This is a genomic window from Methylobacterium sp. J-001, assembly GCF_022829565.1.
In the GTDB taxonomy this organism is placed as follows: Bacteria; Pseudomonadota; Alphaproteobacteria; order Rhizobiales; family Beijerinckiaceae; genus Methylobacterium.
Genome location: NZ_JAKSYN010000227.1, coordinates 280,011 through 303,845, shown reverse-complemented (window position 1 = coordinate 303,845; position 23,835 = coordinate 280,011). Strand labels below are relative to the sequence as shown.

The 23,835-nt window shown below is 69.7% G+C and carries 22 protein-coding genes and 1 other annotated feature; of the genes, 8 read left to right on the top strand and 14 right to left on the bottom strand.

Going from position 1 to position 23,835, the window contains the following annotated elements:
* Positions 1-8: 8 nt before the first annotated feature.
* The 8 genes from MKK65_RS31040 to MKK65_RS31005 all read right to left on the bottom strand — a co-directional run bounded on the left by MKK65_RS31040 (position 9) and on the right by MKK65_RS31005 (position 8,629).
* Positions 9-296: an SH3 domain-containing protein gene (locus MKK65_RS31040; RefSeq protein WP_243962042.1), complete on the bottom strand. Its 288-nt coding sequence runs from the start codon at positions 294-296 to the stop codon at positions 9-11.
* A gap of 111 nt (positions 297-407) precedes the next feature.
* Positions 408-1,166, bottom strand: a complete 759-nt coding sequence (locus MKK65_RS31035) for an SDR family NAD(P)-dependent oxidoreductase (RefSeq protein WP_243962041.1) — start codon at positions 1,164-1,166, stop codon at positions 408-410.
* Positions 1,163-2,446: a beta-ketoacyl-ACP synthase gene (locus tag MKK65_RS31030; protein WP_243962040.1), complete on the bottom strand. Its 1,284-nt coding sequence runs from the start codon at positions 2,444-2,446 to the stop codon at positions 1,163-1,165. The genes MKK65_RS31035 and MKK65_RS31030 overlap by 4 nt, the downstream gene beginning before the upstream one ends.
* 56 nt (positions 2,447-2,502) lie before the next feature.
* Positions 2,503-3,735 (bottom strand): allantoate amidohydrolase, encoded by a 1,233-nt coding sequence (locus MKK65_RS31025; protein ID WP_243962039.1) that lies wholly within the window; start codon positions 3,733-3,735, stop codon positions 2,503-2,505.
* The gene (locus MKK65_RS31020) at positions 3,732-5,012 is read right to left on the bottom strand and encodes a Zn-dependent hydrolase (RefSeq protein ID WP_243962037.1); all 1,281 of its coding nucleotides are present in this window, start codon (positions 5,010-5,012) and stop codon (positions 3,732-3,734) included. Before MKK65_RS31020 ends, MKK65_RS31025 begins: the two co-directional genes overlap by 4 nt.
* A gap of 100 nt (positions 5,013-5,112) precedes the next feature.
* Positions 5,113-5,574, bottom strand: coding sequence for a tellurite resistance TerB family protein (locus tag MKK65_RS31015; protein WP_243962036.1), 462 nt, complete (start codon positions 5,572-5,574; stop codon positions 5,113-5,115).
* 244 nt (positions 5,575-5,818) lie between these two features.
* Positions 5,819-6,985 carry a carboxylate-amine ligase gene (locus MKK65_RS31010; RefSeq protein WP_243962035.1) on the bottom strand — a complete coding sequence of 389 codons (1,167 nt, stop codon included), beginning with the start codon at positions 6,983-6,985 and terminating at the stop codon, positions 5,819-5,821.
* A 129-nt stretch (positions 6,986-7,114) separates the two neighbouring features.
* Positions 7,115-8,629 carry a CYTH and CHAD domain-containing protein gene (locus tag MKK65_RS31005; RefSeq protein WP_243962034.1) on the bottom strand — a complete coding sequence of 505 codons (1,515 nt, stop codon included), beginning with the start codon at positions 8,627-8,629 and terminating at the stop codon, positions 7,115-7,117.
* 325 nt (positions 8,630-8,954) lie between these two features.
* Here MKK65_RS31005 and selB point away from each other — a divergent pair, with 325 nt between their 5' ends.
* The gene (gene selB / locus MKK65_RS31000; protein ID WP_243962033.1) at positions 8,955-10,901 is read left to right on the top strand and encodes a selenocysteine-specific translation elongation factor; all 1,947 of its coding nucleotides are present in this window, start codon (positions 8,955-8,957) and stop codon (positions 10,899-10,901) included.
* 16 nt (positions 10,902-10,917) lie between these two features.
* Here the strand turns inward: selB and MKK65_RS30995 are convergent, their stop codons facing one another.
* The 3 genes from MKK65_RS30995 to MKK65_RS30985 form a co-directional block, all read right to left on the bottom strand.
* Positions 10,918-11,217, bottom strand: coding sequence for a hypothetical protein (locus MKK65_RS30995; protein ID WP_243962032.1), 300 nt, complete (start codon positions 11,215-11,217; stop codon positions 10,918-10,920).
* 151 nt (positions 11,218-11,368) lie between these two features.
* Positions 11,369-11,647, bottom strand: coding sequence for an MSMEG_0570 family nitrogen starvation response protein (locus tag MKK65_RS30990; protein ID WP_243962031.1), 279 nt, complete (start codon positions 11,645-11,647; stop codon positions 11,369-11,371).
* Entirely contained in the window at positions 11,640-12,866 is a 1,227-nt protein-coding gene (locus MKK65_RS30985; RefSeq protein WP_243962030.1) for an MSMEG_0565 family glycosyltransferase, read from the bottom strand. The genes MKK65_RS30990 and MKK65_RS30985 overlap by 8 nt, the downstream gene beginning before the upstream one ends.
* A gap of 306 nt (positions 12,867-13,172) precedes the next feature.
* Here MKK65_RS30985 and MKK65_RS30980 point away from each other — a divergent pair, with 306 nt between their 5' ends.
* The 7 genes from MKK65_RS30980 to MKK65_RS30950 all read left to right on the top strand — a co-directional run bounded on the left by MKK65_RS30980 (position 13,173) and on the right by MKK65_RS30950 (position 21,039).
* A complete protein-coding gene (locus tag MKK65_RS30980; RefSeq protein ID WP_243962028.1) occupies positions 13,173-13,622 on the top strand; it encodes a cupredoxin domain-containing protein in 450 nt (149 codons plus the stop codon).
* 234 nt (positions 13,623-13,856) lie between these two features.
* Positions 13,857-14,609 carry an SGNH/GDSL hydrolase family protein gene (locus MKK65_RS30975; RefSeq protein ID WP_058192717.1) on the top strand — a complete coding sequence of 251 codons (753 nt, stop codon included), beginning with the start codon at positions 13,857-13,859 and terminating at the stop codon, positions 14,607-14,609.
* 111 nt (positions 14,610-14,720) lie between these two features.
* Positions 14,721-15,251 carry an ATP-dependent protease subunit HslV gene (hslV, locus tag MKK65_RS30970; RefSeq protein WP_058192772.1) on the top strand — a complete coding sequence of 177 codons (531 nt, stop codon included), beginning with the start codon at positions 14,721-14,723 and terminating at the stop codon, positions 15,249-15,251.
* A 130-nt stretch (positions 15,252-15,381) separates the two neighbouring features.
* Positions 15,382-17,052 (top strand): methyl-accepting chemotaxis protein, encoded by a 1,671-nt coding sequence (locus MKK65_RS30965; RefSeq protein ID WP_243962024.1) that lies wholly within the window; start codon positions 15,382-15,384, stop codon positions 17,050-17,052.
* Between the two features lie 53 nt (positions 17,053-17,105).
* Positions 17,106-17,161: a sequence feature (sul1 is cis-regulatory element that is thought to sense ions involved in sulfur or methionine metabolism; They are found in Alphaproteobacteria), on the top strand.
* Between the two features lie 64 nt (positions 17,162-17,225).
* A complete protein-coding gene (locus tag MKK65_RS30960) occupies positions 17,226-18,722 on the top strand; it encodes a SulP family inorganic anion transporter (protein ID WP_243962022.1) in 1,497 nt (498 codons plus the stop codon).
* Positions 18,723-18,838: 116 nt separating this feature from the next.
* Positions 18,839-20,152 carry an ATP-dependent protease ATPase subunit HslU gene (hslU, locus tag MKK65_RS30955; RefSeq protein ID WP_058192715.1) on the top strand — a complete coding sequence of 438 codons (1,314 nt, stop codon included), beginning with the start codon at positions 18,839-18,841 and terminating at the stop codon, positions 20,150-20,152.
* 62 nt (positions 20,153-20,214) lie between these two features.
* Positions 20,215-21,039: a DMT family transporter gene (locus tag MKK65_RS30950; RefSeq protein ID WP_279597060.1), complete on the top strand. Its 825-nt coding sequence runs from the start codon at positions 20,215-20,217 to the stop codon at positions 21,037-21,039.
* 7 nt (positions 21,040-21,046) lie between these two features.
* Here MKK65_RS30950 and MKK65_RS30945 read toward each other — a convergent pair whose 3' ends face one another.
* The 3 genes from MKK65_RS30945 to MKK65_RS30935 all read right to left on the bottom strand — a co-directional run bounded on the left by MKK65_RS30945 (position 21,047) and on the right by MKK65_RS30935 (position 23,832).
* On the bottom strand, positions 21,047-21,448 hold the full coding sequence (locus MKK65_RS30945; RefSeq protein ID WP_007561549.1) for a PTS sugar transporter subunit IIA: 402 nt from the start codon (positions 21,446-21,448) through the stop codon (positions 21,047-21,049).
* 174 nt (positions 21,449-21,622) lie between these two features.
* Positions 21,623-22,063 carry an HPr kinase/phosphorylase gene (locus MKK65_RS30940; protein ID WP_243962018.1) on the bottom strand — a complete coding sequence of 147 codons (441 nt, stop codon included), beginning with the start codon at positions 22,061-22,063 and terminating at the stop codon, positions 21,623-21,625.
* Complete coding sequence (locus MKK65_RS30935; protein ID WP_409565526.1) at positions 22,063-23,832, bottom strand: stimulus-sensing domain-containing protein; 1,770 nt, start codon at positions 23,830-23,832, stop codon at positions 22,063-22,065. The genes MKK65_RS30940 and MKK65_RS30935 overlap by 1 nt, the downstream gene beginning before the upstream one ends.
* Between the last annotated feature and the right edge of the window lie 3 nt (positions 23,833-23,835).

The window sequence follows — 23,835 nt, the reverse complement described above, 5'->3', positions numbered from 1 at the left end:
GTCTTTCGTCATTCCGGCGCCAGATAGCGCCGCCGCGCCCAGCCGACGACACGTCCCGCCTTGACCCGGCACCAGGTCGTCCGGCTCGGCGTATCGTTGGTGCAGCCGAAGACCAGAGCCTTGGAACGGATCTCGCCGACTTGCTCGGCCGCAGCATCCGGTTCGGCGCGGATCGAGAGGGGCTCGCCGGGGGGCAGCCCCGAAATCCGGTAGGCTTCCGGTTCGGCGCTGGCGCAGCACGGGACAAGGGGCGCCGCGAGGCACAATCCGGCGAGAACAATCAGTCGGGCGCGCATCGGCGGGTCGCTCAAGCAGGGCGCGGGTGAGGGGAAGTCAGGTCTTCGGACTTATCACGGCAGCCGCGAGAGGCGTGAGCCTGCGACGGAGACACGCAAACACAAAAGAAATCAGGTGCGGTGGACGCCCATCATGGCCGTCAGGCCGCCGTCGACGGGAAGCACCGCCCCGGTGATGTACGTGGCCCCATCGCCCATCAGGAAAGCGGCGAGCGCGGCGACATCCTCCGGCTGGGCGAACCGGCCGGCGGGGATCTGGCGCTCCATCCCGGCCCGGTGGGCGGCGTAGCGCGCCATCATGGCGGTGTCGACGAAGCCCGGGGCGATGACGTTGACCGTGACTCCGCGCTTGGCGGTCTCGACCGCGAGGGTCCGGCAATAGGCGATCAGCGCGCCCTTGGTGGCCGCGTAGGCGGCGTTGCCGGCATTGCCGCGGAGCGCAGCCACGGAGCCGATCGCGATGATGCGGCCCGTCCGCGCCTGGGTCATCGGGCGGACCAGCGCCTTGGTCAGCCGGGTCAGCGCGAAGAAATTGATCTGCATGGCCGTCTCGGCCCGGTCCTGGTCGAACATGGCGGCAAGCGCGTCGCTCGGCTGGCCGGCATTGTGGACGAGGCCGTGATAGCTGGCATTCTCGGCGGCGTCGCAGAAGACGTTGAGGGCGGCCTTGTCGGCGAGGTCCAGGGCATGCCCGATGAAGGCCCGATCCGGATACGCTGCGCGCAGGTCGGCAAGCAGCCCTTCTGCCGCCTCTATCGACGAGCGATAGGTGAAGTCGACGGCGAAGCCCGAACCCGCCAGCGCGCGGACGATCGCCGCGCCGACGCCCGAGGCTCCACCGGTGACGAGGACGCGGCGGGCGGCGCTCACGCCGGCTCCGCCCCGAACACCAGGCAGGTGTTCTGACCACCGAAACCAAACGAGTTCGACAGCACGGTGCGCACCGGCAGGTCCCGGGCGGTCTCGACGACGTCGAGGCCGAGCGCCGGGTCCGGCACCCGGTGGTTGATGGTCGGCGGGATGCGACCGTTCCGGATCGTCAGCAGCGATACCGCCGCCTCGATGGCGCCGGCCGCCGTCAGCGTGTGACCGATCATCGACTTGTTCGAGGTGACCGGCAGGGATGGCACACGGTCGCCGAACACTGCGGCGAGCCCCAGGGCCTCCATCTTGTCGTTCTCCGGGGTCGAAGTGCCGTGGGCGTTGATCGTGTCGATCGCGTCGGGGCCCAGCCCGGCATCGTCCAGGCTGGCGCGGATCGCCGCGATGACCGGCGCCCCATCCGGGCTGGATCGGGTGCGGTGGAAACCGTCACCTTTCTCGCCACAGCCGAGCACGTAGCCGAGGATCTTCGCGCCCCGACCGACCGCGGCCTCGGCCTCCTCGAGGACCAGGGCGGCCGCACCCTCGCCCATCACGAAGCCGTCCCGATTCTTCGAGAACGGCTTCGAGGCTTCTTCCGGCACGTCGTTGCGGGTGGAGAGCGCGGAGAGCAGCGAGAATCGAATCAGCGATTCCGGGTTCACCGAGCCGTCGGTGCCGATGCAGAGCGCCGCGGCGGCCTCGCCCCGGCGGATCGCCTCGACGCCGAGCTGGATCGCGGTGGCGCCGGAGGAGCAGGCGGTGGACAGCGAGATCGGCGAGCCCTTGGTGCCGAACCTTTCGGCGATCCGGTCGGCCACGGTGCCGAAAATGAACAGGTCGTGCCAGGCATCGAACCGCCGGGTCGCCGCGGCCCGGAGCAGGCCGGCGTAATCGACGTCACCCTCGCCGCCTGCGGCCTCGGCCAGGGCCTGGCGCTGCGGCCATTCCATCTCCACCGGCGGAACCGCGATGAACAGCGCCCCCGGGAAATCGCTCTTCGTACCGATGCCGGCCTGCGCCACCGCCTCCGCGGCAGCCTCCGCGGCGAAGCGCTCGGACAGGAGCGGCGCAACCAGCGGTTCCGTGTTCAGAAAATCGACCGTGCCGGCGATCCGGGTGCGAAGGCCCTCGGTCGAGAACCGCGCGATGGCGTGGATGCCGGATCGGCCGGCGCTCATCGCCGTCCAGGTATCGGCCTGACCTTGTCCGAGGGAGGAGACGACGCCGATGCCCGTCACCGCGATCAGCGGCCGGCCCCGGGCGTCGCGATAGGATCGTGCGCTCATAGCGCGTCTGTACGGGATTTTTTTTGCTGGCGTCCACCCGGTCCACGGGGCGCAGGTCAGACCCGGCTCCGGGCCCCGAACCCGTTGATCGTCGCAAACAGCACCCGGGCCCCGGTCTCGATATCCGGCAGGCTCGCGAATTCCGCCGGGTTATGGCTGATGCCGTTCCGGCAGCGTACGAACACCATGGCGATCGGCGCGACGGCCGCCACGGCCATGCCGTCATGGCCGGCTCCGCTCGGCAGGGCGAGGATAGGCAGGCCTTCGGCGGTGACGGCGTCGCGGATCAGCGCGGTCAACACAGGATCGCACGGCACCGCCTCGGCCTCGTGCAGCAGGCGGATACCGAGATCGAGGTGCCGACGATCCGCAACGCTCTTGCAGGCCGCCCGGATGTCGGCCAGCGCGGCGCGGCGCCGGGCATCGTCGGGGGCGCGAAGGTCGAGGGAGAAGCGCGTCAGCCCAGGGATCGTGTTCACCGCGCCGGGAAGAGCCTCGATGCGGCCAACGGTGCCGACCAAATGCGCCTCGCCGCTGCAGCGCGCTTCGACTGCCAGCACGCATTCGGCTGCGCCCGCCAGGGCATCCCGCCGCGCGCTCATGGCGACGGTGCCGGCATGGCCGGCCTCGCCGGTCAGGGTGAATTCCAGCCGGCTGGCTCCGGAGATCGCCGTGACGACGCCCACCGGCAGATCGGCCGTCTCGAGCATCGGCCCCTGTTCGATATGCAGTTCGAGGTAGCCCAAGATTTCGTCCGGACGGCGCGCCGCGGTGGCGATCGTGCTGGGATCGAGCCCGTAATCCCGCATCGCGGCGGCCAGCGTGGTGCCGTCCGCGTCCGCGGCGTCGAGCAAAGCCGGATCGAGATGCCCCGCGAAGGCCCGGCTGCCGGTCAGGGTCGCCGGGAAGCGCACCCCCTCCTCATCGGCGAAGGCCACGACCTCCAGGGCGTGCGGGAGACGGATCCCGTCGCGGGCCAGCGCCTCGACGCAGGCGATCCCGGTGATGACGCCCAACGGCCCGTCGTACCGGCCGGCATTCCGGACCGTGTCGAGATGCGAGCCGACGACGAGGGCCGGACCGCCGGGCTCCGGCCCTTCGATCCGGCCGATCAGGTTGCCGATGGCGTCCTGGCGCACGGTCATGCCCGCCTCGCGCATCCAGCCCGCCACCAGCACCTCGGCCCGCGCCTGCTCCGGCGTCAGATAGAGGCGGGTGATGGCACCGGGCTCCGCGGTGATCGCCGCCAACGCGTCGAGGCGCTCCTGGATGCCCGGGGCGAAGATCATCGCGCGGGCTGTTCCGCCCGGGGCGCGTTGGCGAGGCGCAGCACGGTCTGCAGCAGGACGTCGGCCCCGGCCGCACAATCGCCCGGGGTGGCGGATTCGGATTCGTTGTGGCTCACGCCGTCCTTGCACGGCACGAAGATCATCGCGGTCGGGACCGTGGCGGCGAGGTTGCAGGCATCGTGCCCGGCCCCCGAGATGATCCGGCGCCGGGCATGCCCGAGGCTTTCGGCGGCCTCATCCACCGCCGCCACGATGGCGGGATCGAACGGCACCGGCTCCTTGCGCCAGATCCGGGTGAGCGCGATCTCCAGCCGGCGGCGCTCGGCGATCTCGGTCGCCGCTTCCTTTAGGCTCGCCTCCATGGCGTCGAGCGTCGACGAGCTGGGATCGCGTACGTCGACCGTGAAGGCGACGCGGCCCGGCACGACGTTGCGGGACGGCGCCAGGATCTGGGCCTCGCCGATCGTCGCGACGGCGGACGGCGCGTGCCCCACGGCGATCCGCTCGGCCGCAAGGGCGAATTCGGATAATGCCAGCAGCGCGTCCCGGCGGCGCGGCATCGGCGTCGTACCGGCATGGCTCTCGAAGCCGGTGATCAGCCCGTCGAACCACATGATGCCCTGGCCGCCTTCCACCACGCCGATGGTCTTGCCCTCGGCCTCCAGGATCGGGCCCTGCTCGATATGCAGCTCGACGAAGGCGCCGATCTTGCGCGCGCCGACATCCTCGGCCCCGCGATAGCCGATCGCATCGAGCGCCTCGGCGACGGTGATGCCGGCGGCGTCGCGCTTGGCGAGGATCTCCGCCGTGGTGAATTCGCCCGCATAGGCGGCCGAGGCCATCATGGCGGGGGCGAAGCGCGAGCCCTCCTCGTTGGTCCAGTTGACCACCATCAGGGGCGCCTCGGTCTCGAGGCCGGCATCGTTCAGGCTGCGCATCACCTCGAGCCCGGCCAGCACGCCGAGCACGCCATCGAACTTGCCGCCCGTCGGCTGGGTGTCGAGATGCGAGCCGAAGGCCACGGGTTTGCGGCTCATGTCGCGGCCCGGCCGGAGAGCGTACTGGGTGCCCAGCGCGTCGACCGAGACCGTGAGCCCCGCCGCCTCGCAGGCCTCCCGGAACCAGTCGCGGACCCGGCCATCCTCGGCCGACAGGGTCAGCCGGTTGATGCCGCCGGCCGGGGTGCCGCCGAACGCGGCCGTCTCCAGGATCGTGGCCCAGAGCCGCGCACCGTTGGCGCGCAGGTTATGGGTCTTGCTCGGGTTGGTTTCGGCCATGGCGGGTCCTCTCACGGCGCGGCGCCGTGCGACAAGAGTGTCCATCACCGTTATCGGGTGATGCGCCGGCCGGGAGCAACGGTGATGCCAGTCGGTCCGGTCAGGCGGGCGGCCGCCGCACCGGATTGGCGCGCAGCAGCCCATCGCCGTCGACCTGCAAGGCGACGGCGATCTCCCCGAGAGCCGTGGCCTCGATGCCGCTGATCCCGTCCTGGTCGGCCACGTCGGCGGCGATCAGGAAGACGTTCTCGCGCTGGCTCACGGGCCGCTCGGCGATGGACGCGACGTGGCGCAGATTCTCGGCGCGGCCGAGGCGCGTGCGCGCCCGGGCGATACCCTCGTACAGCTCCGTTTCCAGCATCAGGGCGTCGTAGCCCTTCTCCAGGACCGGATCGGCGCGCAGGCCGTGGAGGGCCGCATCGAATTCCTCGCCGGCCACCTCGCCGTCGGCCACGATCACGTTGGCCGAGGCCGAGACGGCGGCGAGCATCAGGGCCTTGTCACCCGCATAGGCTGTCACGGTACGGCCGACACGGCCGAAAATATCGCTCAGAAGGCTCATGCCGAATATTCGAGGTGTCCGCCGGAGCGCGAGGGATAGCAGACCTTCGGGCGGAAGAAAGGTGCCGGGGACCAACCCGTCAACGCGACGCGGGTTTAACCCGAAGCCGAATTTCCGGACGTGCCGCGATCCAGAAATTCTCCGGCAACACGCATATGTGAATCACGCATTCAACCGCGTCCCCAGCGCGGTCCGACGGATCCCGGGCTCGCCAATCCCCCCCTCGGGCGGGCCCGGTTCCTGTCTAACGCCGTCGGGACGGTGCGCGGGTGGCCCCAACCGCGTCGCCTGTTCCGGCGGCGGTCTCTCGGGCGAGATGATCCACCACCGCCGACAGCGCCTCGCGTTCCCGAGCGCCGCGCTTGCGGGCCGCCGAGAAGACCGCGAGCTGACGGTCGGCGCTCGACCCCTCCGCCGCAACGGTCCGGGCCCGCGCGCAGACCTCGCTGCAGCCGAGGGCGTCGGCATCCTCGGCCGTCTCCATGAGAAGCGTCTCGACCAACTCGGTCATCGGCACCGCCTGCTCCCGGGCCTCGTCGATCAGCGTGGCCTGCACGCCATCACGCTCGGCGCGCCACAGGTTCTCCCGGATGAAGCCCCGCGAGGCGGCGGTCAGCCCGGCATTGAGCGTTCGGTCCCGGACGACCCGGCGCACCAGGCACCGGAACAGGTTGGCGATGCAGATCGCGTCGTCCAGGCGCGTGCAGCTGTCGGCCACGCGCAATTCGAGCGTGGGGTATTTCAGCGACGGACGCAGCTGCCACCACAGGAAGGTCGCATCGGCAATGGCGCCGCTGCGGGTCATCACGTCCACGTAACGGTCATAGTCGGCCGGGTCGGCGAACAGCTCGGGCAGGCCGGTGCGGGGCAGCTCAGCGTAGGCCCGGGTCCGGTAGCCGGCCATACCGGTCCGCTCGCCCTGCCAGAAGGGCGACGACGCCGAAAGCGCGAGCAGCACCGGCAGGAACGGCAGCAGTCGCCCCATGAGGTCGATGCGCTTGCCGGGATCCGGCACCTCGACATGAACGTGCAAGCCACAGACGAGATTGCGCTGCCCGACCATTCGCAGGTCGGCCATGATGCCGTGATAGCGCGCCTTGTCGGTTGCGCTCTGGTCGCGCCACCGGGCGGTGGGATGCGTCCCGGCGGCAAAGGGCAGGATGCCGCGTTCAGAACCGATTTCGGAGAGGCCTTCGCGCAGCCCTGAGAGATGTGCCCGCGCCTCGGCGATGTCGGCAGTCGGGGGCGACGCGATCTCGATCTGGCTCTGCAGTTGCTCGCGCTCCGCCGTGTCGAGCCGGGCCTTGACGGCCGCATGGAACGCTTTCAGCCCGGCGCGCGGCGAGCCGCGGGTACGGGCATCGGCCAGGAAGAACTCTTCCTCGATCCCGAATCGGTAGGCATGGGCCATCCGCGCTCCTCACCCGGTCTTCCGGCGAATGGCCGGATCCCGGTCGGTGGCGCGTCGCGAGATCCGTGCCGGATCGTGGTCACCCGGTACGGATCCGTTTCCGCCGATAGCAGCCCGGCTGGGGCAGCCTCAGCGCCAGAACGGCTTGACGTCGAGCAGTTCGGCCCGCGCCTCGGCGGCCGCAACGAGCAGCTCCCGGGTGCCCTCGTCGTCCGGACCCGGCATCGGCGGACCGCCGAGGCTCTCCATCATCGACCGCGCGGTTTCCAGATCGTTCAGCGTGCCGAGATGGTCCTGCAGGTCCGAGAGCGCGGCGCCGAATGTGTCCTGGCGGCGGCGAGCCTTCTTCTTCGTGTACAGCCCGGCGAAGAACTCTGCGCCGTAACGGAGCTTCTTCGCGGCGATCCGAGCGCGATGGCGGGTATGCGGGTCGAGCTTCTTCAGGCCGCGGCCGCGCTTCTTCAGGCGATCGCGGGCCCGATCGAGAACCTGCGCAGCGAAGGCTCGCCCATCCTCCGCGGCGGGGTCCTGCGTCGCCCAGGCTCCAGCCTCGATCCAACCGGCGACGTCGATGATCAGCCCGCGCCATTGCGGGCTTTCCAGGATCGCCAGCACGCCCTCGTAGGCCTTGGCGCGCTCGGCCTCGGCCAGCTCACGCACGGCGACGAGATCCGCGTCGTCCGGTCGCTGCTTGGCGAGGCTCGGCAGGGTGTCGCCGAGGAACACGTCGAGGTTGCGGGCGTGTCCGAAGGGTTCGGTGACGCGCTTTATCTCGTCCCCGAAGCTGACAGCCCGCGGATCGCCGTCCAGCATCGGGGCGAACAGCGACAGGGCCGAGCGCAGCCGCCGCAGCGACACGCGCATCTGATGCAGAGCCTCGGGCGCGTGGCTCGCCAGGAAGGCCGTCTCGTTCAGGCGCAGATGGCGCAGGCAGGCGCGGGCGACCCGGCGAAACACCTCGCCGGCGCTTGCCTCCTCGGGCAGCTCGACCGGCTCGGCCTTGACCACGGTCGGGCTGGTCCCGTCCACAAGGGCGAAGCCGCGGCCGCTCTTGGCGGTGGCGCTCAGGCGCAGCGGCACGGTTTCGGCCAGGATTTGCGCCAGGGCGAACAGGTCGCCGGCCTCGCCCTCGGCGATCTCCAGCTCGAGTTCGCAGATCGGCGCATCGCCGGCCGGGCTCTCGACGCACCCCTCATCCAGGGTCACGAGGATCCGCGAAGCGCCCTGCTCGACCGGGATCACCCGACGCGTGATGCGCGTGGAGAACAGCCGTTCCAGGGGCGCGTCCGCCTTGCGCAGGACCTTGTCTGCCGCGGTCTCGGCCCAGGCCGCCGGATCCGGCGCCTCGCCGGCGATCTCGGTCTCCCACTCGGCCCGATCGAACAGGCCGACGCCGCCGCTTCCGGCTTTCACGGTCTGGATATGCCGGCCACCCTGATTGCGCACCCGCAGGGTCAACCCGGCGGCGCGCAGATCCTGCGCGGGCGTATCGTAATAGGTGGTCACGAGGAGTTCGGGCTCGGCATGCTCGGCCCCCTGAAGCCGCGGATGCGCCGCCAGCGCGGTCAGGTCGGGGCTCGCACATTCGAGCTTCAGCTCGATCTCGCGGGGGGCTGCCACGGCGTGGCTATCGATCTCGCTCATGATCTCCTCTTCGAAACGTCCGGTCCATAACCTTACGGGGGACCCGCAGGGTTGCATCCGTCCGCCATGATAGCCGGTCTAGAGCCGCGCCCGTCGCTCGGGCAATCGCGACCGACAGGAAATCCGCGGCCGGATGGCATGCGTTCGACGGCGTGCGACGTGAACCGCACCAAATTTACCCTTTCCCAAAGTGGGATGGCGTGGCAAAACCGATTGTCCACAATCCATCTGCCTCCTGCGCCGTGGCTCCGACCGCACGGCGGCGAACCGCACGACGCCGTGCCAGCGAGACGGAATCCCTTGCTGAGAGAGCGGTGCGCCCTGCGTGGACGGTAGCGCCGCGGAAATCGTTGGGTCGGTGGCTCCCTTGAAGACACTTCTGGTCGGTGTGATCGGGCATGTGGATCACGGCAAGACGGCCTTGGTCCGGGCCCTCACGGGAGTCGAGACGGACAGGCTGAAGGAAGAGCGGGATCGCGGGGTCTCCATCGTCCCGGGCTTCGCGCTGCTGGCCTCTGGCCAGGGGGAGATCGACCTGATCGACCTGCCCGGTCACGAGCGATTCGTCCGGGCCATGGTCTCCGGCGCCACCGGGATGCGCGCCGTGCTGCTCGCCGTGGATGCCAACGAGGGCATCAAGCCGCAGACGGTCGAGCATCTGGAGATTGCCCGGCTGATCGGCGTCCGCCGCGGCGTGTTGGCGCTGACGAAGTCGGATCTGGCCACCCCCGAGACGATCGCGGCGCGCGCCGCCGAGATCACCGCCGCCGCGGCACGCGCCGGGATCGCCGCCGGACCGGTGATCGCGACGTCGACGCTGACGGAAGCCGGAATTCCGGAGCTCGGCCAGGCGCTCGCCGCCCTTCTGGCGGAGGCGGAGCCGAGGGTCGATGACGGATTTCCCTACCTGCCGGTCGACCGGGTCTTCACCCGGCCGGGCTTCGGCACGGTGGTGACCGGGACGCTGCGGCGGGGGCCGCTGGCGGTGGGCGACACCCTCGAGATCGTGCCAGGGAGCCGCAGCGCCGTGGTGCGCAGCCTCCAGATCCACGGCCGGCCGGTCGAGCGCGCCGAACCGGGACGGCGGACCGCCGTGGCCCTGCGCGGCGTCGGCCTCGACGAGATCGCTCGCGGGGACGCCCTCTCGGTGCCGGGCCTGCTGGTGCCATCGCAATGGCTCGACGTCGCGCTTACGGCCGCATCGAGCGCGGACGGCGCATTGGCGGGCGGAAGCGCCTGCCGCCTCCTGTTCGGCACCACCGAGGTCGAAGCCCGGTTGCGGCTGCTCGACCGGGATGCGCTCGAGCCGGGTGCCAGCGCGGTGGCGCAGTTGCACCTCGCCGAGCCCGTGACTGTGCCGGCCCGGGAGCCCTTCGTGCTCCGGCTCGATTCACCGGCCGCCACGGTCGCGGGCGGCCGGGTGCTCGATCCCACGAGCCGGCGCCGGCGGCGGCACGATGCCCGCGTGCTCGCCGACCTCAATACCCTGGCGACGGGCAAGCCCGCCGACGCCGTGGCGGTCCGCTTGGCGCAGGCTGGCGCGGCCGGGGCGACGCTGACGGAGATCGCCCGTGCCGCCGGCACCGGGACCGAACGAGCCCGACAGATGCTGTCCGCGTCGGGCGCCCGGGAAACCGGCGACCGCTACATCGGGACTCCGGCTTTCGCGTCGCTCCGCACCGCCGCGCTCGCGGCTCTGTCCACGCATCACCGGGACAACCCGATGGAGCACGGCATCGCGCTGGAGCGCCTCGCAAAGCTGCTGTTGATCCCCGAAGCGCTGACCGCCCTGGTCCTGCGCGACCTGGTCGCCACCGGCGGCGCGGCCCAGGCCGGCGCCCTGTGGCGCCGGTCCGACTTCGATCCGGCCCGGAACGAGAGCGAGACCGCCCGCAAGCTTGAGCAGCTGTTTCGCCGCGCCGGCCTCAACCCGCCGGACGAGGCCGAGGCGGTCGGCCGCGATGTCCGCCGACGCGAGGCGCTGACCTATCTGGTCGGCGCCGGTACTGTGATCCGCGCCATCGACCGGGTCCAGCGCCGGGCGGTACTGTTCCATCGCGAGGCGGTGACGGTCGCAAGGTCGCGCCTCGTGGACGCCTTTCCGAACGCCACGACCCCGGAGACCGGTTTCCTGGCCCGGGAGGCCGGGGCCGCGCTGGGCATCTCGCGCAAATACTCGATCCCGCTCCTCGAACATCTCGACGCCGTCGGCTTCAGCCGCCGAGCCGGGGACCGGCGGATCATCGTCGAGCTGGAACACGGCACACGGTGAGGCGCCTGCGCCTGGACTAGAACCCCTCGCCGGGCCAATCGTCGGCGCCCGGCTCGTAGCAGGTATAGCCGATCAGGCAGGTCGGGTTGTCGCGGGTGGGGCGGAACGCCCGCCGGGCGATCTCGGTGATCTCGCAGAACGAGCGGTCCCGGACGAACCGGTCGTAGGTCTGACCGCCGGTCCCGAGCACCAGCGCGCCGCGTGCCTGGACCAGCCGGGCCGTCTGCTGGCAGGTCATGTCGGTGCTCGACGGACGCGTCTGCGCCGCCGCGGGCACCGCGATCACCATGAGGGCCGTGGCGATCCGGAAGATCATGAGTGTGCCTGGTTCACTGCGCGCGTACCTCAGAACAACGCGCCCGGCCCAGGGATTCGCGCTGTGTCGGTTCGACACGCGTGGGCGGGAATTCAGGCAATCTGCTCCGCGCGTATCACCCCGCGATCACCCCGAGCCCAACTCCAAACAATCACTCCTCGAACGCCTCGACATGCACGGTGCCCGGCTCCTGGCGGCGAGCAGTCTCCTCGATCCGGGCGAGCTGCGCCTCGGCCCGTCCGCAGGGGAAGCCGTAGCGTTCCTGCACCCGGGCGCTGGCGCTGCCCAGGGCGAGGCGAGTCAGGGCCAGAAACTCGTCGAGGGCGTAATCCTGGCCGACGGCGAGATGCTGCTTGATCACGAGGGTCGGCGAGTAGCAGGCGTCGCGGCTGCCATCCGGCCAGCGGATGTGGAACCGCATCTCAGGCATCGCCGGGGATCCGTGTGGTGTTCCAGGCGGCGGACCCGGTGGCGATCGTCGCAACCGGTGCCGGTCCGGGCACCAGGGATGCGTAGGTCGGCAGATGGCGCGCCGCACAGGCCTCCCAGGCATGGGCACGGGCGACCTCCAGGCCGCTGGCCCGCAGGCGGGCGCGGCGGGACGGCTCCAAGCTCGCCATCATGGCGGCGGCGATGGCATCGGGGTCGTCCGGCTCGACCGAGAGCGCCTCGCCGGGGGCGAGGTATTCGGTGAAGGGCGGTCGCGCCGAGACGATCACCGGCGTGCCGCAGGCCATCGCTTCCAGGACGCACAGGCCGTAGCCCTCGTTCAGGGACGGGAAGACCAGCGTATCCGCGATCCGGTAGAGCCCCGGCATGTCGGCCTGGGCGATCGGCCCGGTCCGGATCACCGGCTTGCCGGGGCCGACCTCCAGGCCCTCCCGCTCCAGGGCAGCGCAGCACCGGGCCTCGTAGCCGGCATGATCGAGAAGCGAGGCGGTTCCGGCCATGACCAGCTGCGCGGCGGGGACGTTCCGGCGCAGGCGCGCAAACGCCTCGATGATCGACAGGGTGTTCTTGCGCGCCTCGAAGCCGCCGACGCTCAGATAAACGGGACCGACCCCGAGCCCCAGGCGGACGCGGAGCTCGACATCGCCGGGCGCTGGCTCCGGCGTGTAGACCGCGCCATCCACGCCGTTGCCGACCACGTCGGCCCGCGCCCCGTATTCGGCCTCAAGCGTCGCAGCCCAGGTCCGGCTGACGCAGAGCAGCCGCCCGGCATCGAGGATCGCGCGCTCCTGCAGCTGGCCGAGTTGCGGGTCCGACACCGTGTCGATGTGATGGACCGTGCGGACGAAGCCGGGGATCAGGCGCCGGCGCGTCAGGGTCGCCAGCGCGTTGCCGCTGATGTCGCAATGGGCATGGAAGACGTCGAAGTCGCAGGCCGCCGGCGTCGAGAAATGCGAGAGGTAATCGGCGATCCGGGACCGGAACACAGCCAGGGCCGGCGCGGCAACAGGCTTGGCCGCCACCGACACCACCGGGCAACCGGCATTCCGGAAGAAGCCCCGGCCCGTGGGATCGGGGGCATGGACCACCGCCTCGTGACCGAGACCGCACAGGGCCTCGCCGAGCGCCAGGGCGTGGACCACGCTGCCGCGGGCCTGGGTCGAATGCGTGAGGATCGCGATGCGCAAACGGTCGACCATGGGACGGTGCACCGAGGCGCATCGCCGGCCCGGACTTCGCGCGAAGCCTCGACCCTGGATCCCCGCCGCCCTCTCGCGGATCCGTGCCGGGCGGTTCGCATCGATCGTGCCGAAATCGGCATCGGCGCGCGTGATCCGCAATAAAACGTCAGGTCTGGGCGCAGCCGCCACGCCGAACGCCGGGACGGCCGCACCCGGACTCGGGATTCGAGCCACGGCGTCGCGCATCGGAACAGCCGCTCCGCCGCATCATTGCCGCAGCGAGTCCCGGGCCCTGGTCGCGGGAGACGATGGAGATTCCGAGTCTTGCGCAACATCCTGATCGCCGCCGCATGCGCCACGCTGCTCACATCCGCGGCGAGCGCCGCCGACAATCCCCAGCTCGGTAAGCCCGCGAGCGATGCGTTGCCGCCGGTCGAGCTGACCGTCACCCTTCAGGACGGCAAGCCTGTCTGTGCGCCGGCCGAGATACGCCTGCCTGCCAACACCGACGTGATGCTGCAGGTCGTCAGCCAAGCCAATGTGCCGGTCACGATCACGGCGGAGGGGCAGTTCGAGCAGGGCCATCTGCTCCACGCCGACGGCGACCTCATCCACGTCATGAGCGAGAAGGGCTACACCGTGAAGGCCAACGGCCACGGAACGTTGAAGCTGCGAACCCTGGATGCGGGCGAGCACAGCTACGCCTGCACCGCCAACAACAGGCGCGACGCGCCCTTCGTTGGTAAGATGGTCCTGTCGCCGCCCGCCGGCTGACGCCGAGGACGGGGGCCGGAAACGCACGGGGTTCCGGCCTTCGCGCCGTTCAGAATTAATTTTGCGTTACGAATTCACTTTGACTTCACCGCATGGGTGGAACCGGCCTTTTCAAGTCCCTGTGTCAGATTGTATCTGTCGTCGACGAGCGGCGGAGCAATCGGTCCCGTGTCCCAGAATCCGACATCAGTCTCTCCCGCGAAGTCGCATCGTAGGCGTCTGCGCGATGTCTTGATGGTGTGCGGCCTCCTGTTGGTGCCGACCGCGGTGCTGGCCTACGCGGATCTGCTGCCCGATTCGCTGGATCTCGTCGGCATCGATCTGCGGGAAAGCCCCGATCTTCCGCACGTGGCCCGGCAGATCGCGATCGGCGCACCGCTCAAGATCGTAGCCTTCGGCTCCTCCTCCACGGAGGGCATCGGCGCCTCGAGCCCGGCCCATTCCTACCCGGCTCGCCTGCAGGTCGATCTGCGCAAGAAGCTGCGCGGCCTGGATGTCGCGGTGATCAACCGCGGGATCGGCGGCGAGCATGTCGACGACATGTTGAAGCGCCTGGATCGCGATGTGATCGCGGCCGAGCCGCAATTGGTCATCTGGCAGACCGGCAGCAACGACCCCCTCCGTGGCGTCTCCATCGAACACTTTCGCGATGCGACGGCGGCGGCCATCCGGCGGATCCGGGAAGCCGGCATCGACGTGGTTCTGATGGAGCCGCAATGGTGCCCGAAGCTCGATTCGACGCCGGGCTCCTCGCGGTTCCGCGACGCCGTGCGCTCGATCGGGGACGAACTCGACGTGCCGGTGATCCGGCGGGCGGACCTGATGCACGGCTGGGTCCGAGAGGGAAAACTGACCGCCAAGCAGCTCTTCGCCTCGGATGGTCTGCATATGGCCGATGGCGGCTACGCCCTCCTGGCACAGGCGGCGGCCGATTCGATCCTCACCGATGCGGGCTCGGTGCACACCACCGAAGCGGTCGACGAATAGCCGACCGCTGGACTCGACCGGACAAGCTCCCCATTTCGGCCGGACCGAGATCGGAGCCCCATCGTGAGCCAGGACGCCTTCAGGTACGACGACAGGGGCTCCGTGCCCCAGATGCACGCCACCACGATCCTGATGGTCCGCAAGGGCGGCCGTGTCGTCGTCGGCGGCGACGGACAGGTCAGCCTCGGCCAGACCATCGTGAAGGGCAATGCCCGCAAGGTCCGGCGCTTGGCGAAAGGCTCCGTGATCGGCGGTTTCGCGGGCGCCACCGCCGATGCGTTCACGCTGTTCGAGCGGCTGGAGGCTAAGCTGGAGCAGTATCCCGGCCAGCTCACCCGGGCCTGTGTCGAACTCACCAAGGATTGGCGGACCGACCGCTACCTGCGCCGCCTGGAGGCGATGATGGTGGTGGCCGACAAGGAGGTGAGCCTGCTGCTGTCGGGTTCGGGCGATGTGTTGGAGCCGGAAAGCGGTGTCATGGCGATCGGCTCCGGCGGCAATTACGCCCTGTCGGCTGCCCGCGCGCTGGAGGATACCGACCTCGACGCCGAAGCGATCGTGCGCAAGGCCATGGCGATCGCTGCGGAGATCTGCGTCTACACGAACGGCAATCTGGTCATCGAAGCGCTCGATCAGGCATAGCGCGCCGCGCCCGGCGTCGGTCGCATCCATGGCCCGCAGTTTGCGATGAACCGGTCTTGGGCGATGATTAACGCCGTATTGAACAATCCTGCCTAGTCTCAGCCCAACAAAGGCTTGGGCTGGAAATAAAATGAATATCGGCGGGAAACTCCTGGCCTTTGTGGGCGCCTGCAGTCTGACGACACTGGTTGTCGCGGGCGTCAGCGTCGCGACGCTTCAAAGCTTCGAGGACTCCCTGGCGCAGGTCGAGGGGGCTTCGACCCGTGCGCTCAACGCGGCGAACTTCAATCGCCTCGCCGCGGAGGTGACGATGGATTCTCGGGGGGTCTACGCCGCAGCCGACACATCGGAGGCGGCGAAATATGCCGCGGGTGTCCGCAAGGGCCTCGCCGACATGGATGCGCTCCGTGCGGCTTGGGCGCCCCTGGTGACCGCGGACGAGCGCCCGCTCTTCGACGCGATGACGCGCAACGCCGATGCCTATCGAGCGATGCGGACTGCGATCGCCCAAGCTGGCGAAACGATAAGCCCGCGCGCTGCGGCCGATCTGGGCTTCAATGACGTGAACCGGGCCAACCGCAAGGCGTTTCAGGCCAGCATCGACGCGCTGGTGAGCCGCGGCCGCGCCGAGATGGCCACGGTCAAAGCCGAGACCCGGGATCTCTTCCAGGCCCGGATGCGCCTGCTGCTCGGGCTCGCTCTCTTGGGTACGGTCGCCTGCGGAGCTTTCGGTCTCCTGGTGGGGCAGCGCCAGATCGCCCGGCCGTTGCGGGCCGTCTCCGAGGCGATCCAGCGCCTCTCGCGCGGCGACCTGACGCTCCCGGCGATCAAGGCTGGGCGCGACGAGATCGGCGCGATCTGGACGAGCATGGCGGTTTTCGCGAAGACGATGCGCGAGGCCGAAGATCTCCGACTGGAGCGCGAGCGCACTGGTGCGCAGGCCACGACCGACAAGCGCGCCGAGATGGTCGGGCTGGCTGACCAGTTCGAGGGCAGCATCGGCGGCTTGGTCGGCCACCTCGCTGGCGCAGCCGCCGACATGGAGCGTGCCGCCGCCGCCATGGCCGGCAATGCCGAGCGGACCGATCAGCAATCCCGGGCCGTCACCCGGGCTGCCGAGACCACCGCGCACAATGTCGAAGCCGTGGCCGCCGCCACCGAAGAGCTCGCCGCAACGGCCAGCGAGATCGGCGTTCAGGTCTCTCACACCTCCGAGGCTGCCGCGGGCGCCGTCGAGGCGACCCGGCGGACCCGGGCCAGCGTCCAGGCGCTCGCCCGCAGCGCCGACGGCATCGGGCAGGTGATATCGCCGATCTCGACCATCGCCGGGCAGACCAACCTGCTTGCGTTGAACGCCACCATCGAGGCCGCCCGCGCCGGTGAGGCCGGGCGCGGCTTTGCGGTGGTGGCAACCGAGGTGAAAGCGCTGGCGACCCAGACCGCCCGGGCGACGGACGAGATCGCCGGGCAGATCGCCACGATGCGCGCGGCAACGCATGAGGCCGTCACCGCCATCGAGGAGATCGGCGGCACGATCGAACAGGTCCACGGGATCGCGATCGGCGTCGCTGCGGCCGTGGAGGAGCAGCAGCTCGCGACGCAGGAGATCGCTCGCAGCATCGCCGAGGCGGCCAGCGGCACCCGCGCGGTGACCGAGACCATGACGCTGGTGCTCGGCGCTGCCCATGAGACCGGCGCCAGCGCAGGCCAGGTCCTCGACGCCGCTGCAGACATCGCCCGCCGATCGGATGGACTGGGCAGCGAGGTCGCGGGCTTCGTGGCGCTGGTGCGGGCGGCCTGACGCAGTCCGATGTTGCGTCGCAGCGCAATGCCCCGTATGGGTCGCGGCATTCGCAAGGACCCGGTGAAAGCCCGGGTGGCTCTTCCGGCCGCCGATCCGCCGGACCACGCATCCGAGACGCCCCACCATCCGCCAATCGAGCGGACGTGCGTCTCGTGCGGATTCTCGTCATCATGCAACAAAGTTCAACCGGAACCGCCGGCCCTCTGGGGTCGTGGGTGTCCAACATCCGCGGCGATACCCTCTCGGGGATCGTCGTCGCCCTGGCGCTGATCCCGGAAGCCATCGGCTTCTCGGTCATCGCCGGGGTCGATCCCAAGGTCGGGCTCTACGCCTCGGTCGTCATCGCCTGCGCGATCGCCTTCGCCGGCGGCCGGCCGGCGATGATCTCGGCCGCCACCGCCGCCACCGCGGTGGTCATGATCGATCTCGTTCGCGAGCACGGCGTGCAATACCTGTTCGCCGCCACCATCCTCATGGGCGTGATCCAGATCTTGGCCGGCCTGCTCAAGCTCGGCCGGCTGATGCGGTTCGTCTCGCAATCGGTGATGACCGGCTTCGTCAACGCGCTGGCGATCCTGATCTTCCTGGCGCAGCTTCCCGAGCTGACCGGCGTCACGCCGGCGACCTACGGGCTGATCGCCCTCGGGCTCGCGATCATCTACGGGTTCCCCCGGATCACCAAGGCGGTGCCCTCGCCGCTCGTGGCGATCGCGGTGCTGACCGCGGTGACGGCGATCTTCCATCTCGACGTGCGCACGGTCTCGCATCTGGGCGCCCTGCCCTCGACGCTGCCGAGCTTTGCCCTGCCGGACGTGCCGTTCACCTTCGAGACCCTGCGGATCCTGCTGCCCTACGCCGCTACGCTCGCCGCCGTCGGCCTGTTGGAGAGCCTGCTCACCGCGCAGATCGTCGACGACCTGACCGATACCGGCAGCGACAAGAACCGCGAATGCATGGGCCAGGGCGTCGCCAACATGGCGTCGGCCGTGTTCGGCGGCATGGGCGGCTGCGCGATGATCGGGCAATCGGTGATCAACGTCTCCTCGGGCGCCCGGGGCCGGTTGTCGACGCTGGTCGCGGGCGCCTTCCTGCTGCTCCTCCTCGTGGCGCTGCAGGACCTGCTGGCGGTGGTGCCGGTGGCGGCCCTGACGGCGGTGATGATCATGGTGTCGCTCAACACCTTCTCCTGGCGCTCGCTGGCGCAGCTGCGGACCAACCCGCTGCCCTCCTCGGCGGTGATGCTGGCGACCGTCCTGGTCGTGGTCGCCACCAAGGACCTGGCCCAGGGCGTCCTGGCCGGCGTGCTGCTGTCCGGCGTGTTCTTCGCCGGCAAGGTGTCGCGGCTCAGCCAGGTGATCCCCACGCTCTCGGAGGACGGCCGGACCCGGACCTACCGGGTCGCCGGGCAGGTGTTCTTCGCCTCGGCCGGCACCTTCTCGGACGCGATCGACATGCTGGAGCCGGTGGATCGCGTCGTCATCGACGTGCGGGACGCGCATTTCTGGGACATCTCGGCCGTGGGGGCCCTCGACCGGGTCGTCCTGAAGGCGCGCAACCGCGGGCGAATCGTCGAGGTCGTCGGCCTGAACGCCGCCAGCGCGACCCTGGTCGAGCGGTTCGGAACGCACGACAAGCCCGGCGCAACGGCGACGCCGGCCGGGCACTAAGGGAGCGCTCGGCGAACCTGCGGCCGCGCGCCGCCTCTTGCGTCGCGCGCGCCGCGACCCCATTCCCGCCCTGGCCCACGGTTTCTTTGGGCCGGGAAACACAGGATGGCACAGCGGTGACGACGTTCTCTCCCCGCGAGATCGTGTCCGAACTCGATCGCTTCATCGTCGGGCAGCAGGATGCCAAGCGCGCCGTCGCGATCGCGCTCCGCAACCGCTGGCGCCGTCAGCAGCTGACCGGCCCGCTCCGCGAGGAGGTGGCGCCCAAGAACATCCTGATGATCGGGCCGACCGGTTGCGGCAAGACTGAGATCGCCCGGCGTCTCGCCCGGCTGGCCAACGCCCCGTTCCTGAAGATCGAGGCGACCAAGTTCACCGAGGTCGGCTATGTCGGCCGCGACGTGGAGCAGATCGTTCGCGACCTTGTGGAGGTCGCGATCGGCCTGACCCGGCAGGCCAAACGCGAGACCGTGAAGGCCAAGGCCGAGGCCGCCGCCGAGAATCGCATCCTCGACGCGCTCGTTGGTCCGACCGCCAGCCAGGCGACCCGCGACAGCTTCCGGCGGAAGCTCCGCGACAGCGAGCTCGACGACAAGGAAGTCGAGCTGGAGTTGGCCTCGGGTGCCCCCGCCGGCCTGCCGATGTTCGAGATTCCCGGCATGCCGGGCGCCTCCATGGGGGCGATCAATATCGGCGACGTGCTCGGCAAGGCGCTGGGGGGCCAGCGCGGCAAGCCGCGCAGGGTGCTGGTGCGGGACGCCTACGCGCCCCTGCTCGCCGAGGAATCCGACAAACTGGTGGATGACGACGCGCTGATTCGCGAGGCGATCCGCGAGGTCGAGAACAACGGCATCGTCTTCCTCGACGAGATCGACAAGATCTGCGCCCGCGAGGGCCGTTCCTCCGGTGACGTCTCCCGCGAGGGCGTGCAGCGCGACCTGCTGCCGCTGATCGAGGGGACCACGGTGGCGACCAAGCACGGCCCGGTGAAGACCGACCACGTGCTGTTCATCGCCTCGGGCGCCTTTCACGTCTCGAAGCCGTCCGACCTCCTGCCCGAGCTCCAGGGCCGGCTGCCGATCCGCGTCGAGCTGCAGCCGCTGACGGTGGACGATTTCCGCCAGATCCTGACCTCCACCGAGGCCAGCCTGCTCAAGCAGACGGTCGCGTTGATGCAGACCGAGGGCGTGACGCTCACCTTCACGGACGATGCCGTCGACGCGCTCGCCCGGGTCGCCGTCGAGGTGAACTCGTCCGTCGAGAATATCGGCGCCCGCCGCCTGCAGACCGTGCTGGAGCGGGTGATCGACGAGATCTCGTTCACGGCCACCGACCGCTCCGGCGAAACGGTCCCGATCGACGCCGCCTATGTGCGAGCCCGGGTCGAGGATCTGGCAGCCAACGCCGATCTGAGCCGGTTCATTCTGTGAGCGCCATTGCGGAGCGAGGGCCGGTTTCGGTCCTCCTCCCGGTCGCCGCCCTGGTGGCCGGCATGGTCTCGCTGCAATACGGCGCAACGGTCGCCAAGAGCCTCTTCCCAGCCGTGGGTGCGGCCGGGACCTCGGCCCTGCGGGTGGGTTTCTCGGCTCTGATGCTGATCGCCGTCTGGCGTCCGTGGCGGCGCAGCCTGGCGCGCCGCGAGGCCGGGTGGATCGCGCTCTACGGCGTCACCCTGGGGCTGATGAACCTGCTGTTCTACCTGGCGATCGCGCGCCTCCCGCTGGGGCCGGCGGTGGCGATCGAGTTCGCCGGGCCCCTCGCCATCGCGCTGCTCGCATCGCGCCGCATAACCGACTTCCTGTGGATCGGCGTTGCCGTGCTCGGGCTGGGGCTTCTCCTGCCGGTCTCGCCGACGAGCCCCTTGGATCCGCTCGGCGTCGCCCTCGCCCTCGGGGCGGCGCTGGCCTGGGCGCTCTACATCCTGTTCGGTCAGCGGGCAGGTCGAATCGATGGCGGCCAGGCCGTGTCACTGGGCATGCTGATGGCGGCCGTAGTGGTGGCGCCGTTCGGCTTCGCGGAGGCCGGGCTGGATCTGCTCGCGCCGGGAATCCTTGTTGCCGGGCTTACCGTGGCGCTGATGTCGAGCGCCCTGCCCTACTCGCTGGAAATGTTCGCCCTGCGGCGCCTCGACCGCAGAAGATTCGGCGTGCTGATGAGCCTGGAGCCAGCGGTGGCCGCCTGCCTCGGCTTCACGCTGCTGGGTGAGCGGCTCGGTGCCATTCAGTGGCTCGCGATCGGGCTGGTCATCGCAGCCTCCGCGGGCATCACCGCCACGTCGCGCCGGCCCCTCCCGGAGGCGGCAATCATCGAAGGCTGAAACCGCGTTATTTACCGGCGAGAACGCGCGAAGCGACGTTGATGTACTTGCGACCCGCTTCCTGGGCATGAAGGACGGCGTCGCCGAGATTCTCCTCGTCGCGGACGCTCGCCAGCTTGATCAGCATGGGCAGGTTGATTCCCGCCACCACCTCGACCGAGCCGCCATTCATACAGGAGAGCGCAAGGTTCGAGGGCGTGCCGCCAAACATGTCGGTGAGCACCACCACACCGTCACCGGTGTTGACGCGACAGACCGCGGACATGATGTCCCGGCGTCGCAATTCCATATCGTCTTCCGGCCCGATCGTGATCGTCTCGATCTGATCCTGCGGGCCGACCACGTGCTCCAGGGCGGCCTTGAATTCGGTCGCCAATAGCCCGTGAGTGACGAGCACCATGCCAATCATCGACACGTGTTCCAACGTCCTCTGTCTGCCGCCATGTTGTGCAATGCACAGGTCCCAACAAGGCGATCGCGACGTTTTTGCTCGGACATTGCCGCGATCATGCCATGCTGGCTGCCCGGGCGCTACGGGGTCTCGCCACCCTAAAGCGAATCAACGGTGTGTGCGGCTGCGAAGTCACGGCCGCTGCTTCCGCAGTGCCGCACGAATCAGCAGCGGCGCTAATCCGGCGCGCCGCACGCCTCGGTCGAGAATCAGGCGGGGTATTGAAAGACCCAATATTTCGGCATCCGCTGGCGGCTCGGGCAGCCGGGGCGATTCCGCAGCGAGGTCGATGGTCAAGCGCACGATCGCCTCGGGGCGGATTGCGAGGCCGAGATCGGCGACGGACAGGATCCCCTGGCCGCGGATCTCGACCTGACCGCACAGCGCCTCTTGGGCCCGGGCCGAGAGGAGATCGCCGCGCCGGTCGCACAGAACCCGGTCGTCCGCCACGAATGCACCGTCGGCCTCGGACGCGAGCAGCACCGCCAGACTCGACTTGCCCGAGCCGGATGGGCCGCGAATCAGGATACCTGCATCGCCCAGGGCGATGCAGGCGGCGTGTATCGTCGACATCACGCGTGGAGCTGGCGGGGCGCTGCGGGCAGACGGACGGTGAAGCGGGCGCCGCGCACCGTGGGCTCACCATCCTCGTCGGGAGCGCCGGGGCGGTTCTCGGCGCGGATCGTCCCGCGATGGGCTTGGACGATCTGGCGGGAGATCGACAGGCCGAGCCCAGAATTCTGACCGAAGCCCTGCTCGGGCCGGTCGGTGTAGAAGCGCTCGAAGATCCGCTCCAGGGCGTGCTCAGGAATACCCGGGCCCTCGTCCTCGCAGACCAGTTCGACCTCGCCACGGACCCGGCGCAGCGCGACCCGAACCTTGGCCTCGGTGGGCGAGAACGACCGGGCGTTATCGAGCAGATTGTTGACGACCTGGCCCAGCCGGCTGTCGTGGCCGATCACCGTGAAGGGAGCGTCCTGGTCCGGGATCGGCTCGACATCGAGCTGAATCAGACAATCCTTCGGACGACGGCGCTCATTCGCCACCGAGACCACCGTCGTCAGCAACTTCTTGAGATCCACCCGGCGCGCCTCGGCGCGGGCCAGCTCGGCGTCGAGGCGGGAGGCGTCGGCGATGTCGCTGATCAGCCGGTCGAGGCGCTTCACGTCGTGCTGGATGATCGCCATCAGCCGGCCGCGCGAATCATCCGATTTCGCCAGCGGCAGCGTCTCGACGGCGCTGCGCAGCGAAGTCAGCGGATTCTTGAGCTCGTGGCTGACATCCGCGGCAAAGCTCTCGATGGCGTCGATGCGCCGGTAGAGCGCCTGGGTCATGTCCCGCAAGGCCCCGGACAGGTGGCCGATCTCGTCGGTGCGCTGGGTGAAGTCGGGAATCTCTTCCCGGGTCTTGATCCCCATCCGCACCTTCTCGGCGGCTTCCGCGAGGCGCCGGACCGGACCCGCGATCGCTCCGGCCAGCAGGGCCGACAGCACCACCATCACCGCCGAGGCGACCAGAAACACCTGGAGCAGGCCGAAACGCTCCGAGGCGATCACCCGGTCGATGGCATCGCCCTGCGTCGAGATCAGCAGCGCGCCGCGCACCGACCCGGCGCGATGGATCGGCACCGCCACCGATACGGTGGTCTCGCCGAGCGCGTTGCGGCGGACCAGGCTGCCACGGTTGCCGTTGAGCGCCGCCTGGACTTCGCGCAGCGAATGACCATTCACCGGCCCTGTCTCCTCGGGCTGGCTCGACCGGCTGCCGAACAGGGCGCTCAGTTTCGCCTGGACCGCCTGGAAAGCGGATTCCAGCATGCCGGCCTTGTGCGGCTTGGCGGCAATCGGGTCGCCGCGGCCGGCGTCGCCGCGCTTGAACAGCGTTCGCGTATCGAACAGCAGACCGCCTTCCTGGTCATAGACCCGGGCGCGGTTGCCGGTGGGCGTCACCAGGCGCGAGAGCAGCGGCGCCACCTTCTCGGGGTTCAGCGAGAAGGCAAGCGGCTGTGATTCCTCCTCAGCGGACTCGCCGGCCTGCTGCTGGAGCAGCTTGTCGGGGTCGATCTGGATCGTGTCGGTGTCGACCGAGGCCGAGGCCGCGATGGCACCCGCGATGATCTCGCCCTGGATCGCCAGGCTCTGGATCCGAGCCTGGATCAGGCCCTGCCGGAATTGGTTCAGGTAGAGGAAGCCGACGAGCAGGGCGATCAGCCCGACGAGATTGAGCACGACGATGCGGCGCGTCAGGCTCGACGACGCGCGCTGGCCGATCGCGTCCCAGAGGGCGCGAGGCCAGGTCAGCGGGCGCGAGAGAAGCTGAGTGAGCGAGGCGCGCGGTTGCACGTC